The organism is Mumia sp. zg.B17 (assembly GCF_019550915.1).
Taxonomy (GTDB): Bacteria; Actinomycetota; Actinomycetes; order Propionibacteriales; family Nocardioidaceae; genus Mumia.
This window is the reverse complement of the sequence record NZ_JAHWCI010000004.1, coordinates 23408-37262: the sequence shown is the minus strand read 5'-3', so window position 1 is coordinate 37262 and position 13855 is coordinate 23408. Positions and strand designations below refer to the sequence as shown.

Here is a 13855-nt window from a genome sequence, read left to right as displayed (position 1 = left end):
CTAGTAGTCGATCCGGCGTCCACCGGACTCGAAAGGTGCGGGAATCTCCGGGACGGGGCCGGGCGCGACGTCGGGCTCGCGTAGTGCGGTCTGCAGACTGGCCGAGACAGCGCGTCGGCCCGCCCACGAACGCATCGCGGCGACCGCCTCCCGCTGGGTGATGCTCAAGGGGACCGTCCGCTCCACCGCGAGTCTCAGATCGGCTCCCCGGATCGCGCGCTTCTGCGCGAACGCGTCGAAGAGGGACGCGATGACGGCCTCTTCGATCTCGGCACCCGAGAAGTCCTGTGTCGCGTCGACGAGATCGGCGACCAGCTGGTCGTCCGGCGTGAAGGAGGCGTGCGCGGGGGCGTTGCCGATGTGCTTGATCATCTGGAGCCGCCAGATCTCGTCGCGTTCGACCGGATCGGGAAGGTCGACGAAGAAGATCTCGTCGAACCTGCCCTTGCGGAGGAACTCGGGTGGCAGGGACTGGACGTCGTTGGCGGTCGCGATCACGAAGACCGGCGTGGACTTCTCCTGCATCCAGGTCAAGAACGTGCCGAACACCCGAGCCGACGTCCCGGAGTCACCTCCGCCGCCGGACACGCCGGCGAAGCCCTTCTCGATCTCGTCGATCCACAGAACGGCCGGTGCGGCAGCCTCGGCCGCTCGGATCGCGCTCCGGATGTTCTGCTCGCTCGAGCCGACGAGGCCGGCGAACACCTTGCCGATGTCCAGGCGGAGCAGGGGCATCCCCCAGGCGGAGGCCACGGCCTTCGCGGTGAGTGACTTGCCGCAGCCGGGCACGCCGGTGATGAGGACACCCTTCGGTGCAGGCACCCCGTACTCCTGGGCCTCGGCGAGCCAGGAGTCGGCGCGCCGCCCGAGCCAGCGCTTGAGGTTCTCCAGCCCGCCGACCTGCGTGAGATCGAGGTCGGACGGGACGTACTCGAGGACCCCGCTCCTGCGGACGGTCTGTCGCTTCTCCTGGATGACGACGTCGATGTCGCTGGCGTCGAGCTGTCCGTTGCTGGCCATGGCACGCGCGAACGCGCCCTCGGTCTCCAGCTCGGTGAGCCCGAGGGCCGCCTTGATCATCCGGTCCTTGTCGGGCTCGTCGACGTTGACCTTGATCCTGCCGCCGTCGGCGTTGCTCGCGATGATGCTGTCGAGGATCGCGCGGATGTCGGCTTCGCCGGGGAGGGCAAAGTCGAGGACGTAGACGTCCTTCTCGAGCTCTGGAGGGATCCGCACCACGGGGGAGACCAGGATGAGCGACCGGGCGCTGGTGCCCTGCTGGAAGGCGGCCGCCACGTCACGCAGCCGGCGAACGATCGCTGGGTCGGCCGGCCGGTTCCCGTCACCCAGGTGCGCGTGGAGGTCGCGGAAGACGAAGACGGCGGGCTGGGTGTGCCGCTGGATCGACTCGAGAGCTCGGGCCGGCTCGGTCGTGTTGCCCTGTGCCGCCCCGTCCGGGTCGACGAGTCCGGTCGTGATGCTCCAGCCGAAGACCGGGCGGGCCTTGGGGAGCAGTCCCTCAGGTCCGACAGCCGCGGCGATCTCGTGCTCGACCCGGCGCTCCTCGAACGTCTCCACGTAGAGGATGGCGAACCGCGCCTTGAGCAACACGCTGAGTGTGTCCTGGAACGCGGACATGTCCGACCCCCCTCCGGTGCGCTGCGCACATCTTGCCCGACACACAGGGTCAGCGCGAGAGGTCGACCGGCCCGCCGCACCACCGATAGGTTCCGGGCATGGAGAACGCCGGGCGGATCGTCGCTCTCAACCACGTCGGCATCAGCGTCGCCGACCTCGAGGCAGCGCGACGCTTCTGGGTGGAGGGTCTCGGCGCGACCGAGCACGGTGCCTTCGGCTGGCCGGTCGGGACGGCCCCTGCGGACGAGTCGCTGGCCACCGAGGGAACCGCGGCCGACGTGGTGCTGCTCCGGACGGATGCGGCGTTCATGGAGCTCTTCGCGTTCTCGTCGCCGACCCCCGCCGTACGGCCTCGTGGTGCGCCCGGCGTCAAGGGTCTCGCGTGGGCGGTAACGGATCCGGACGAGGCGTACGCCCGCGCGGTCGACGCGGGCGGCACGCCCCTGGGCGACCACCGCGTACGGTGCCCCGATGGCACGCCGGTGACCTTGGTCGCCGCAGAAGGGGTGAGCGGCCTCGTCGGGGTCCTCGTCCAGGTCGCCGACGCCGCGGCGCACGCGGTCCCGCCCATCCCCGGTCCGGTCACGGTCGAGGTGAGCGGTGGTGCGGAGGACGCACCCGCGCGTCCGGTCGACCTCGGGGTCAACCACCTGTGCGTGGATGTCGAGGGCATCGACGCCGTACGGGGCAGCATCGACGGGACGACGTGGCACCACCCGGTCACCGAGTCCAGCGGTGGCATCGCCGCGGTCTGCTACGGCACCACGAGAGACGGTGTCCGCCTCGAGCTCCTGGAGTCACGCAGCCCCGACGCGTTCCTCTCCCGGACCCGGCTCACCCACCCCTAGGCTCCGCTCGTCCCGCTCCCACCTGCCCAGGGCGGGTGCTGGGTGCTGCCCGCGCCCCAGCGCGACCAGCCATGTGGTTGACATCACATCCTCCGGAGCCCTACGTTTCTGGAACCCGAATCAGGTTTCAGGTTCGGTCCTTTCAGGGAGGAAAGGCACGGAGATGAGCACACGGAAGAACACTCGCCGCACCCTCGCGGCCCCCATCGCAGCGCTCGCCGCAGCGCTCACCCTCGCGGCATGCGCTCCGTCGTCGGACGACGACGCCGCGGCTGACGGCGACACGGTCGAGGTCGGAGTCATCACGTCCAAGTCCGGGCCCCTCGCCGCGTACGGCAAGGCCTACCTCGAGGGCTTGGAGGCAGGTCTCGACCATGCGACCGACGGCACGAACGAGGTCGACGGCACCACGATCGAGATCACCGAGGGCGACGACGCCGGCGACGTCGACAAGGCCGTGCAGCTCTCCAAGGAATACATCGGCGACGGTGTGAAGATCATCGCCGGCACGGCGTCCTCCGGCGTGGCGCTCGCGCTGGCCGAGCAGGCCGAGCAGAACAAGGTCCTCTACATCGCCGGGCCCGCAGCAGCCGATGCCGTGACCGGCATCAACGACTACACGTTCCGATCGGGACGGCAGAGCTTCCAGGACGTCGCGACGGCGGCGACCTTCCTCGAGGAGGTTCAGGGCAAGACGATCACCGTCCTCGCCCAGGACAACGCCTTCGGTCAGGGCAACGTCGCCGCGGTCCAGGCGGTGCTGGGTGCCGGCGCCAAGGGTGGGACCGTCAAGCCCGTCCTGGTGGCGGAGGACGTCACGGAGTTCACCTCCTTCGCCCGCCAGGTGGTCAACAGCAAGCCCGACCTCGTCTTCGTCGCCTGGGCCGGTGCGAGCTCGGGCAGCATGTGGCAGGCACTGGAGCAGCAGGGAGTCTTCGACGCTGCACCGGTGGTGACCGGCCTCGGGGACGTCGCCACGTACGGCGCCTACGGACCGGCCTCGGCGAAGATCAACTTCCTGAGCCACTACTTCGGCACCGCGACCGACAACGAGGTCAACAAGGCGCTCGTGTCCTACCTCGAGGAGAACGGCAGCCAGCCCGACCTCTTCTCGCCGGACGGATTCGTCGCCGGACAGATGATCGTCCGCGCGGTCGAGGAGGGCGGCGACGACGTCGACGCGATGGTGAAGGCGCTCGAGGGCTGGTCGTTCGACGGTCCCAAGGGCGCGACCACCATCCGTGCCAGCGACCACGCGCTGGTCCAGGACATGTTCCAGGCCAAGCTCGTCGCCGATGGTGACGCGTTCGTGCCCGAGGTGGCCAACGTCGTCCCGGCCGACCAGGTCGCCCCGCCCGAGGCGTCGTGACGGCGTGACGCAGAGGAGGACGGCGGCGAGATGACGGCAGCAGCAACGCCCGCGCTCGAGGTCCGAGGGCTCGGTCTGCGGATCGGGGGAGCGACCATCCTGGAGGGGATCGACCTCACCGTCGACCGGGGAGCGATGGTCGGGATCATCGGCCCGAACGGCGCAGGCAAGACCACCCTGTTCAACGTGATCTCCGGCCTGACCGCTCCCACCGAGGGCGCGGTGCTGCTCGACGGCGAGGACGTCACCGCGATGTCGGTGCCGAAGCGAGCGCGTGCGGGACTGGGGCGCACCTTCCAGACGTCGAGCCTGTTCCCCGATCTCAGCCTGCTCGAGAACGTCAGGCTGGCGGCACAGGTCTCACGCGGAGGCAGCCTCTCGGTCGTCCGGTTCCCGCGGCGCAGCGACGCCGCCAGCCGAGCGGCCGCGAACCACCTCGACGAGGTCGGGCTCGCCGGCAAGGCTGACGTCGTTGCCGGCGGCCTCTCGCACGGCGACAAGCGCAAGCTCGAGATCGCCGTCCTCCTCGCGTGCCACCCGGACGTCATCCTGCTCGACGAGCCGATGGCAGGTATCGGGTCGGGTGACGTCGCCGGGCTCGGCGCGATCATCCGCTCGCTCCACCGCGACAAGGGATGCACCGTCCTGATGGTCGAGCACCACATGGATGTGCTGCTCGGCCTCGTCGACAAGGTGGCCGTCCTCCACTTCGGCCACCTTCTCGCGTACGACACACCCGCGGCCGTGATGGCTGATCCGACCGTCCAGAACGCCTACCTGGGGGCGAGCGCATGACCAGCACGCCCGGTGAGCCGGTGCTCGCCGTCGAGCATCTCCGCGCCGACATCGACGGACAGCAGGTGGTAGAGGACGTCAGTCTCACCGTGCCGTCGTCCGGAGTGACGGCGATCCTCGGTCGGAACGGCGTCGGCAAGACGAGCACGCTCCGCGCCATCCTCGGCCTGATCCACCGCACGGGAGACATACGGCTCGCCGGCGAGCGCATCGATCGCCTTCCGACGCACAAGATCGTGCAGCGGGGCGTCGGCTACGTGCCCGAGGACCGGGAGGTCTTCGCGAAGCTCACGGTCGCGGAGAACCTCCGGCTCGCCGTACGCACGGCGCAACCCCGCCACGATCTCGTGGACGCGCTGTTCCCCGACCTCGTGGGCCGTCGCGACCAGGTGGCGGGAACGCTGTCCGGAGGTCAGCAGCAGATGGTGTCGCTCGCCCGCGCCCTCGTCAACGACAACCGCATCCTCCTCGTCGACGAGCCGACCAAGGGGCTCGCGCCACGCGTCGTCCTGGAGGTCACCGACGCCCTCGAGGAGGCGGCGAAGACGGTGCCGATCCTCCTGGTCGAGCAGAACCTCGACGTCGTACGCCGCCTGGCCGGCCCGGCGATCGTCATCGAGGGTGGTCGCGTCGTCCACACCGGCGACGCCACCGCACTCCTCGACGACGCCGACCTCACGACACGGCTCCTCGGCGTCCACGGTGACATCTCGAGCGAGGTGGCGCGGTGAGCACCGTCGTCCTGCTCGCGGTGACGGGTCTCGGACTCGGTGCCCTCTACTTCCTCGTGGCCTCCGGGCTGTCGCTGATCTACGGCCTGATGCACGTGCTGAACTTCGCGCACGGCAGCTTCCTCACGCTCGGGGCATTCCTCGGCTGGATGGTCGCGCAGCGGATCGACGCGACGAGCTGGCTCGGGTTCGCGGTGTCGATGCTGGTGGGCGCGGCCGTCGGTGCGCTGGTCGCGGCGCTCACCGAGCTCGTCCTCATCCGCCCGCTCTACGAGCGTCACATCGAGCAGGTCCTGGTCACCGTCGGACTGTCCCTGGCGACGGTGGCCCTCTTCGAAGGCATCTGGGGGTCGGACGCGCGCTTCATCCGCGGGCCGGAGTGGCTGGACCGTACGACCTCGATCGCCGGAGCTGCGATCCCCAACGACCGGTTCGTGGTGATCGCGGTCGCCGGCGTCGTGCTCGTCGCGATCGTGATGTTCCTGCGGCATACCCGCTACGGGATGATCATCCGCGCGGGCGTGGAGAACCGCGCGATGGTCACCGCGCTCGGGATCGACGTCCGTCGCTCGTTCACGCTCGTCTTCACCATTGGCGGGGCCGCGGCCGGACTCGGGGGTGTCCTGGCGTCGCACTACTTCGGCTACGTGTCGCCGAGCCTCGGCGGCTCGCTGCTGATCTTCGCGTTCATCGTCACGGTGATCGGCGGACTCGGCTCGCTCACCGGTGCGGCGGTCGCCTCGGTGCTGGTCGCGCTGCTGCAGCAGTTCGCCAACTACTACCTCTCGGGCACGGGTGACTTCGTCGTCGTGCTCGCGCTCGCTGCCGTCCTGCTCGTACGCCCCACCGGACTGATGGGAGCCCGCGCATGACTCGCCCACCGATCCCCGCCGCCGTCGGCGGCACGGCGCTGATCGTGCTCATGGCGGTGCTGCCGCTGCTCAACGTGCGCGTCCCCGGCATCCTGCCCGGTGCCACCTACCAGCCGGGCGCGTTGAGCCTGCTCGCTCTGTGCATGGTCTTCGCCGCGCTCGCGCTGTCGTACAACCTCATGCTCGGCACTGCGGGACTGCTCTCGTTCGGTCACGCGCTCGCCTTCGGCGCCGGAGCGTACGGCTTGGGGATCGTCCTCGAGCGCACGGGCCTCTCGCTGTGGTCCGCGCTGCTGGTCACCCTGGTCGGCTGTTTCGTGGTGGCCCAGGTGACGGGAGCGATCAGCCTCCGCGTCACGGGGATCCCGTTCGCCATGGTCACCCTCGCGTTCGCCCAGGCCGCGTCCGTCCTCGTCCGACGTAATCCCTGGGGTTCCACCGGTGGCGACGAAGGACTCAGCCTGGCCACCGCCCAGGTCCCGGAATGGATGGTGGGCGTGGCGAACACGCGGAACCTCTACTGGGTGACGCTGGCCATGCTGGTGCTCGTCTACGCGGTCGTCGTGTGGATCGACCGTTCGAGGGTCGGCCACGTCGCCGCGGCCACGCGCGAGAACGAGCTGCGGGTCCGCGTGCTCGGGATCCGGCCGTACGCGGCGAAGCTGGTCGTCTTCACCGTCGCCGGCGTGCTCGCCTCGTTGACGGGTGCGGTCTATCTCCTGCTGCAGAGCGGGACCGTGCCCCGGGTGGTGTCCGCCGATCTCACGATCACGATCCTCGTCATGGTCGTCCTCGGCGGCGTCGGGTCGCGCTGGGGGGTGATCGTGGGCGCCGTCGTCTACACGGTGCTCAACCAGCGGCTGTCCCTGCTCGCACACTCGGACACCGTGGAGTCGCTGCCGGCGGTGCTGCGCGTCCCGCTCTCCGAGCCCATGTTCATCCTCGGCACCGTGTTCATCCTCGTGGTGATGTTCTTCCCCGGTGGGATCGCGGGCGCAGCCCGGACCACGACCCGCACCCGGACGCGTCGTGAGGGTCGCGACGAGTCTCCGCTGGCAGAGTCGGCAGCATGACGCAGAAGCCGTGGCCGAGCTCCGACGAGGGCGCCCACACGCTCGGGCGGTGGCTGGTCGACCGGTCCCGCCAGGACCCCGACGCCGTGGCGATCGACGACCGCGGCGTCACCATCACCTACGGGGCGCTCGCCCGACGGTCGAGCGATCTGGCGTGTGCCCTGCAGGACGCCGGGTACGCCCCCGGTGACCGCATCGCGACGCTGACCGGCAACTCCATCGACCACGTCGTCGTCTTCTTCGCCTGCGCACAAGCCGCTCTCGCGCTGGTGCCGCTCTCGTGGAGGTTGACCGCGAGCGAGCTCGCAGAGCTCGTCGCGACGGTCGATCCGGCGCTCCTGCTGGTGGAGGACGAGTACTCCGCACTCGGGCGCGAGACCCTGACCCGGCTGCCGACGGTGCCACCGGTGGCCGAGCTCGGCACCACCGGTGTCGAGGCAGCCGTCCCACCGTCGATGGGACTGAGGGGCACCGTCGACGGCGACCTGGTGGCACCACGCCCCGCGCGCGACGACGACGCTCTGCTGGTGATCGTCACCTCGGGCAGCTCCGGACGACCCAAGGCGGTCGTCCTCACCCACGCGAGCTGCTTCTGGAACAACCTGGCGCTCGGCCAGGCGGTGGAGATCACCTCGTCGGACGTCGTGCTCGCGACCCTGCCGCAGTTCCACGTCGCCGCCTGGAACATTCAGCCGCTGCTCGCCTGGCGGGCCGGCGCCACGGTGGTGATCGAGCGCTCGTTCCAGCCCTCCCGGGTGTTGAGCCTGATCAGGGAGCGCCGGATCACCGCGATGATGGGCGTGCCGACGCAGTACCACCTCCTGGCGGAGGATGCGCTCTTCCCCGAGGCCGACGTCTCCAGTCTCTGCGTGGCCATGTCGGGCGGGTCGGCGATGCCGTACCCGCTCTGGCGCCGATGGGCCGACCGCGGCGTGCGGATCACCCAGGGCTACGGGCTCACCGAGGCCGGTCCCAACGTCCTGATGCTGCGTGCCGACGAGGCGGAGGCCCACCCCGGCGCGGTGGGGCGGCCCTATCCGTACGTCGACGTGGGACTGCGGGACATCGCGACCGGCGAGGACGTCGTCGGTCCCGGCACGGGTGAGCTGTGGGTCCGCGGGCCGAGCCTCTTCGCCGGATACCTCGGCGATCCGCGCTCGACAGCCGAAGCGCTTGTCGCCGGCCGGTTGGCGACAGGCGACCTCGCGAACCGCGACGCAGACGGGTGCTACCGCATCGTCGACCGGTTGAAGGACATCTACATCAGCGGTGGCGAGAACATCGCACCCGCCGAGATCGAGGCGGCGATCGCTGCGCACCCGCTGGTGGCCGACGTTGCGGTGGTCGGCGTCCCCGACGACGTGTGGGGCGAGGTGGGTGCCGCGTTCGTGGTGCCGCGGTCGGGGGCTCGCCTCACCGCGGACGAGATCCAGACCTACCTCCGCGGGAGCATCGCGGGTTTCAAGGTCCCCAGGGACGTACACGTGCGCGAGGTGCTCCCTCGCAGCGCTCTCGGGAAGATCGTCCGGCCGCGACTGCGTGAGGACGCCATGACGACAGGGGGACAGAAATGAGCAGTGCCGCCGACGACTTCCGGCTCGACGAGGTGGAGACGGTGTCCTCCGCCCAGGGCCGGCCGCTGGGCAAACGAGGGGAGGCGACCCGTGCTCGGCTTCTCGTCGCGGCCGAGGCGGTGTTCGCCGAGCTCGGCTACCACGACGCCTCCATCGTGAAGATCACCGAACGGGCAGGATGCGGGCTCGGCACCTTCTATCTGTACTTCGATTCCAAACAGGCCCTCTTCGAAGCGCTCGTCGTCGACCTGAACCGCCGCGTCCGGCACTCGATGGCCGAGGCGATGAGCGGCGCGCAGAACCGCCTGGAGGCCGAACGTGCCGGCTTCGAAGGGTTCTTCCGGTTTACCGCCGAGCATCCGGCGCTCTACCGGATCGTGCGGGAGGCCGAGTTCGTGTCACCCGAGATGCTCCGGCTGCACTACACCCGCATCGTGGAGGGCTATCGCGCCGGTCTCGCCAAGGCGCAGGCGGCGGGGGAGATCAGTGACATCGATCCCGAGGTCGCGGCGTGGGCGTTGATGGGGATGGGGGAGCTGCTCGGCATGCGCTATCTGCTGTGGGAGCGCGACGCCGACGGAAACCCTCCGGCCGCCGTCCCGGACCACGTGATCGACGAGATGATGCGCCTGGTCAACGGCGGCCTCGCGCCGAAGGAGAGGTCATGACCGACCACCCGCTCGAAGGACGCCGCGCTGTCGTCACGGGAGGGGCCAGCGGGATCGGCCTCGCCTGTGCGCGCGCCCTCGCGGTTCGCGGCGCTGACGTGACGGTCGCGGATATCGACCGGGAGGCGACCGCCCGCGCTGCCGATGCGATCGACGGCCACACCTGGGTGGTCGACCTGGCTGACACGGAGGCCCTCGAGAGCGTGGTCCTCGACACGGACATCCTGGTGAACAACGCGGGGATCCAGCGGGTGGCTGCGATCACGGAGCTCGCTCCCGACGACTTCCGCCTGATCCAGCGCCTGATGGTCGAGGCGCCGTTCCTGCTCGTCCGCGCCGCCCTTCCCTGCATGTACGAGCGGGGATGGGGACGGATCGTGAACCTCTCGAGCGTGCACGGCCTGCGCGCCAGCGCGTACAAGGTGGCCTACGTCGCGGCCAAGCACGGGCTCGAAGGGCTCTCGAAGGTCACGGCGCTCGAGGGTGGTCCGTACGGGGTGACGAGCAACTGCGTGAACCCCGCGTACGTCCGGACACCGCTCGTCGAGAAGCAGATCGGGGACCAGGCGCGGGCGCACGGCATCCCCGAGGAGGAGGTCGTCGAGAAGGTGATGCTCACCGAGACCGCGGTCAAGCGGTTGATCGAGCCGGAGCAGGTGGCGTCGCTCGTCGCGTGGCTGTGCTCCGAGGACGCAGGGATGGTGTCCGGTGCCTCGTACACGATGGACGGCGGGTGGACCGCGCGATGACGCAGCGCTACCGCACCGTCGACGTCTCGGTACGAGGGGGTGACCTGCGCGTCGGGATCTGGGATGCGACCGACATCGCGGCGCCCACGCTCCTGCTCGTCCACGGCGTCACGGCGTCGCACCGGTCGTGGGACCTTCTCGCTGCGCGCCTTCCCGGTGTCCGGCTCGTCGCTCCCGACCTTCGAGGGCGGGGCCGCAGCAACGCCGTCACGGGACCTGCGGGCATGACGGCGCACGCGGACGACCTGGCCTGCGTACTCGATGCCGTCGGTGCCCAGGCGGTGACCGTGGTCGGGCACTCGATGGGCGGCTTCGTCGCCTGCGTCCTCGCTGACCAGCACGCGGAGCGTGTGCGCAGCCTGGTACTGCTGGACGGAGGGCTGCCGCTGGACGTCCCCGCAGGGCTCGATGCGGACCAGGTGATCGCGATGGTGCTCGGGCCGACCGCGGAGCGCCTCGCCATGGAGTTCGCCGACACCGACGCCTACCTCGGGTTCTGGCGGCGGCACCCGGCGTTCACCGAGGCCTGGTCCCGCGAGCTCGAGGACTACCTGGCGTACGACCTGGTCGGGGAGCCGCCGCGCCTACGGGCGGCGACGAGCTACGCGACGATGGCCGAGGACACGGTGGACCTCAACGGCGGCGCCGCTCCGGTGCAGGCACTGGCACGTCTTCGCCACCGGACCCTGTTCGTCACGGTGCCGCGAGGCCTTCTCGACGACGAACCCGGGCTCTATTCCGACGACCGCATCCCCGCCCTGCTCGCGGGCACCCCGAGCGTCCGGCACTGCCGCGTCGACGGTCTGAACCACTACACCCTGGTCCTGTCCGCGCCCGGGGCGGACGCCGTGGCGGGTCTCATCCGCGAGGAGATCGCCCGCAGCCTTTCGCTCATCCCGACCGAGAACCTCGACCCCTGACCCGACGCGTCACTAGCCTCGAACGGCTGCACGACTCACCTCGTGCCAGAAGCGAAAGGTGACCACGCCCATGTCGATTCCTGAGGCCTCCGAGCACGTCCCCGAACCCACCCGGCGCACCGTGCTCCGCGGCATCGCTGCGGGTGCTCTCACGCTGACGGTGGCGCCGAGCGCGGTCACCCGCGCGGACGCCGTGACGTGGCGACGCCGGCGGCGACCGAACGTCCTGGTCATCTCGATCGACGATCTCGGCTGGGACGAGATCGGCTGCTGCGGGACGAGCTTCAACGAGACCCCGCACATCGATCGTCTGGCACGCGAAGGCCTGAGGTTCGAGTCGGCGTACGCGGCGGCGTCGTTGTGCTCGCCGACCCGCGCGGCGCTCGTCACCGGCCTCTATCCCGCGCGGACGGGCATCACCGACTTCCTGCGCGGGGAGCCGGCGCCCAGCGACAAGCACCTCTCGACCGACTTCCGCACGGTGCCCGACGTTCTCGGACCGTACGGATACACGACCGGCCTGATCGGCAAGTGGCACCTGACCGAGCGCTACTCCGGCGACTACCGGAGCCGTCCCGGCAACCCCTTCGCGCACGGCTTCGACGAGGCGATCGCCTCCGAGGAGCTGTACATCGGCGACGGCGACTACTTCCACCCGTACTCCTTCATGCCGAGCCTCCCGGCGCGCGAGCCCGGCGAGTACCTCACCGACAGACTGGCTCAGGAGGCCGTCGACTTCGTCACCCGCCACCGCGACGAGCCGTTCTTCCTCCACCTGTCGAACTACGCGGTCCACACGAGCCTGGACGCGAAGCCCGAGCTCGTGGCGAAGTACCGCGCGAAGCCCGGCGCGGACGAGTCGCCCAACCGGCCGGTGCTGGCGGCGATGCTCGAGAGCATCGACGACCAGGTCGGGCGCATCGCCGCGACGCTCACCGATCTGGGGATCGCCGAGGACACTCTCCTCCTGGTCACCGCCGACAACGGTGGCCCGTACCGCGACGCCAACGTGCCGCTGCGTGGCGGCAAGGGCGAGCTGTACGAGGGCGGCATCCGCGTGCCGCTGATCGCCTCGTGGCCCGGGACGATCCGTCCTGGACGTCAGGACACGACGCCCACCAGCACGATCGACATCCTCCCGACCGCGCTCGACCTCGCCGGTGGTCGGCCCGGGCGCGAGTTCGACGGGAGGAGCATCGCGCCGCTGCTCACGGGCCGAGGCCGGCTCCGGCGCGACACGTTGTTCTGGGTCTATCCCCACTTCATCGGACGGACCCATCCGCACGCTGCGGTGCGGCACGGTCGGCACAAGCTCGTCCAGTACCTGCGTGACGGACGGACGGAGCTGTACGACCTCGCGCGCGACCCCGGCGAGACGACCGACATCTCCGCCGACGAGGTCGTGACCGAGCGGATCCTGCGGGCGATGCTCCGCGCGCACATGGCCGATGTGGACCTGCTTCCGCCAGCGCCGTCGAGGCGTGCGTACCCACGCCGCGAGCTCGCCGAGACCTTCGACGGCGACCTGTCGCGCTGGACGACCCTGCCGGTCGGCGCGCGGCTGGGGGAGGTGGCCGTACGGGACGGGCAGCTCGCCGTCTCCGCCTCGCGGCTGACGCACCTCGTCTTCCTCTCCGACGTGTCACCGACCTCCGACGAGGTCGCGCTCGTCCTGGACCCCGGGACGTTCGCGGAGGCGGGCAACCAGGACACGGTGTTCGTCGGACTGGCTGAGGATGCCGACAACTACCTGCTCTTCCGCTACCACAACGGGCTGAACCGGGTCGGCTGGGACCTTCGGGTGGACGGCACGCTCATCACCGCCGGCGCCGAGCCGCTGGGGAACCTCGACGGGACGGTCGACCTCGCGGGACCGGACGCCCGCTACGCCTTCGTGCTCCGCGGCACCACCGCGACCGCGTACGCCGACCAAGGGAGCGGGTGGGAGTTCCTCTTCTCCGTCGACGTCGGGGGAGCGATCGACCTCGCGGACCCCGCCGTACGGGCGAGGTACCGGTATGCGACGAGCGTCCGCCTGGACGACGGCACGATCACGCTCGACGGGGTCACCGCGCACCGCCGCTAGGCGAGTCGAGTGTCCACCCAGTGGACGCCCGACTTGAACGGGCCGGCATCCCGACGAACGGTGGGGTGATCTGACCGCCACGGAAGGAGAGCTCATGCTCACCCTCACCGAGAACGCCAGCGACATCGTCACGACGCTCATCAACAAGCAGGTCCCGTCCGAGGACGGGGGGCTCCGCATCAGCGGACCGACGGACGAGGGGTTCGCCATCTCGGCGGTCTTCGTCGGAGAGCCGGGCGACACGCTCGTCGAGTCGGGAGACGCCAAGGTGTACCTCGACGGCGCCGCCTCGCAGGTGCTCGACGACAAGATCCTCGACGCCCAGGTGACCAGTGAGGGCGCCGTGCAGTTCCAGCTCGCCGAGCGTCCGGCGCAGTAGGCACGCCGTACGACACCGTCGTACGAGAGAGCCGCCCGCGGCCTCGGCATCCGTCGAGACCGCGGGCGGTTTCGTCTCGTCACGGCCCATGGGGCCGCAACCGGTGGCAGCCCGTCGAAATCCGTTCGACCGTTTCGCGCCTGCCGTGCCAGG

At 70.2% G+C, this 13855-nt stretch carries 13 protein-coding genes; 12 read left to right on the top strand and 1 reads right to left on the bottom strand.

Annotation, left to right across the window (positions count from 1 at the left end):
• On the bottom strand, positions 1-1638 hold the full coding sequence (locus tag KV097_RS05250; protein WP_220365270.1) for an AAA family ATPase: 1638 nt from the start codon (positions 1636-1638) through the stop codon (positions 1-3).
• A 98-nt stretch (positions 1639-1736) separates the two neighbouring features.
• Between KV097_RS05250 and KV097_RS05245 the strand changes: the two genes are divergently transcribed.
• From KV097_RS05245 to KV097_RS05190, 12 genes are all read left to right on the top strand, one after another.
• On the top strand, positions 1737-2486 hold the full coding sequence (locus KV097_RS05245) for a VOC family protein (RefSeq protein ID WP_220365269.1): 750 nt from the start codon (positions 1737-1739) through the stop codon (positions 2484-2486).
• Positions 2487-2649: 163 nt separating this feature from the next.
• A complete protein-coding gene (locus tag KV097_RS05240) occupies positions 2650-3855 on the top strand; it encodes a substrate-binding domain-containing protein (RefSeq protein ID WP_220365268.1) in 1206 nt (401 codons plus the stop codon).
• Positions 3856-3885: 30 nt separating this feature from the next.
• Positions 3886-4650, top strand: coding sequence for an ABC transporter ATP-binding protein (locus KV097_RS05235; protein WP_220365267.1), 765 nt, complete (start codon positions 3886-3888; stop codon positions 4648-4650).
• A complete protein-coding gene (locus KV097_RS05230; protein WP_220365266.1) occupies positions 4647-5381 on the top strand; it encodes an ABC transporter ATP-binding protein in 735 nt (244 codons plus the stop codon). The genes KV097_RS05235 and KV097_RS05230 overlap by 4 nt, the downstream gene beginning before the upstream one ends.
• Positions 5378-6253 carry a branched-chain amino acid ABC transporter permease gene (locus KV097_RS05225; protein ID WP_220344956.1) on the top strand — a complete coding sequence of 292 codons (876 nt, stop codon included), beginning with the start codon at positions 5378-5380 and terminating at the stop codon, positions 6251-6253. Before KV097_RS05230 ends, KV097_RS05225 begins: the two co-directional genes overlap by 4 nt.
• On the top strand, positions 6250-7326 hold the full coding sequence (locus tag KV097_RS05220; RefSeq protein WP_220365265.1) for a branched-chain amino acid ABC transporter permease: 1077 nt from the start codon (positions 6250-6252) through the stop codon (positions 7324-7326). Before KV097_RS05225 ends, KV097_RS05220 begins: the two co-directional genes overlap by 4 nt.
• Entirely contained in the window at positions 7323-8900 is a 1578-nt protein-coding gene (locus tag KV097_RS05215; RefSeq protein WP_220365264.1) for a class I adenylate-forming enzyme family protein, read from the top strand. Before KV097_RS05220 ends, KV097_RS05215 begins: the two co-directional genes overlap by 4 nt.
• The gene (locus KV097_RS05210; RefSeq protein ID WP_220365263.1) at positions 8897-9568 is read left to right on the top strand and encodes a TetR/AcrR family transcriptional regulator; all 672 of its coding nucleotides are present in this window, start codon (positions 8897-8899) and stop codon (positions 9566-9568) included. Before KV097_RS05215 ends, KV097_RS05210 begins: the two co-directional genes overlap by 4 nt.
• Positions 9565-10317 (top strand): 3-hydroxybutyrate dehydrogenase, encoded by a 753-nt coding sequence (locus tag KV097_RS05205; protein WP_220365262.1) that lies wholly within the window; start codon positions 9565-9567, stop codon positions 10315-10317. Before KV097_RS05210 ends, KV097_RS05205 begins: the two co-directional genes overlap by 4 nt.
• Positions 10314-11237 carry an alpha/beta fold hydrolase gene (locus tag KV097_RS05200; protein WP_220365261.1) on the top strand — a complete coding sequence of 308 codons (924 nt, stop codon included), beginning with the start codon at positions 10314-10316 and terminating at the stop codon, positions 11235-11237. The genes KV097_RS05205 and KV097_RS05200 overlap by 4 nt, the downstream gene beginning before the upstream one ends.
• A 58-nt stretch (positions 11238-11295) precedes the next feature.
• The gene (locus KV097_RS05195) at positions 11296-13323 is read left to right on the top strand and encodes a sulfatase (RefSeq protein WP_220365260.1); all 2028 of its coding nucleotides are present in this window, start codon (positions 11296-11298) and stop codon (positions 13321-13323) included.
• 94 nt (positions 13324-13417) lie between these two features.
• Positions 13418-13702, top strand: a complete 285-nt coding sequence (locus KV097_RS05190; protein WP_220365259.1) for a Fe-S cluster assembly protein HesB — start codon at positions 13418-13420, stop codon at positions 13700-13702.
• The last annotated feature ends 153 nt before the right edge of the window (positions 13703-13855 follow it).

Coding starts and splice junctions, on each gene's coding strand:
- KV097_RS05205 (WP_220365262.1), top strand. CDS start 9,565: ATGACCGACCACCCGCTCGAAGGACGCCGCGCTGTCGTCACGGGAGGG.
- KV097_RS05245 (WP_220365269.1), top strand. CDS start 1,737: ATGGAGAACGCCGGGCGGATCGTCGCTCTCAACCACGTCGGCATCAGC.
- KV097_RS05210 (WP_220365263.1), top strand. CDS start 8,897: ATGAGCAGTGCCGCCGACGACTTCCGGCTCGACGAGGTGGAGACGGTG.
- KV097_RS05190 (WP_220365259.1), top strand. CDS start 13,418: ATGCTCACCCTCACCGAGAACGCCAGCGACATCGTCACGACGCTCATC.
- KV097_RS05200 (WP_220365261.1), top strand. CDS start 10,314: ATGACGCAGCGCTACCGCACCGTCGACGTCTCGGTACGAGGGGGTGAC.
- KV097_RS05235 (WP_220365267.1), top strand. CDS start 3,886: ATGACGGCAGCAGCAACGCCCGCGCTCGAGGTCCGAGGGCTCGGTCTG.
- KV097_RS05230 (WP_220365266.1), top strand. CDS start 4,647: ATGACCAGCACGCCCGGTGAGCCGGTGCTCGCCGTCGAGCATCTCCGC.
- KV097_RS05215 (WP_220365264.1), top strand. CDS start 7,323: ATGACGCAGAAGCCGTGGCCGAGCTCCGACGAGGGCGCCCACACGCTC.
- KV097_RS05240 (WP_220365268.1), top strand. CDS start 2,650: ATGAGCACACGGAAGAACACTCGCCGCACCCTCGCGGCCCCCATCGCA.
- KV097_RS05250 (WP_220365270.1), bottom strand. CDS start 1,638: ATGTCCGCGTTCCAGGACACACTCAGCGTGTTGCTCAAGGCGCGGTTC.
- KV097_RS05220 (WP_220365265.1), top strand. CDS start 6,250: ATGACTCGCCCACCGATCCCCGCCGCCGTCGGCGGCACGGCGCTGATC.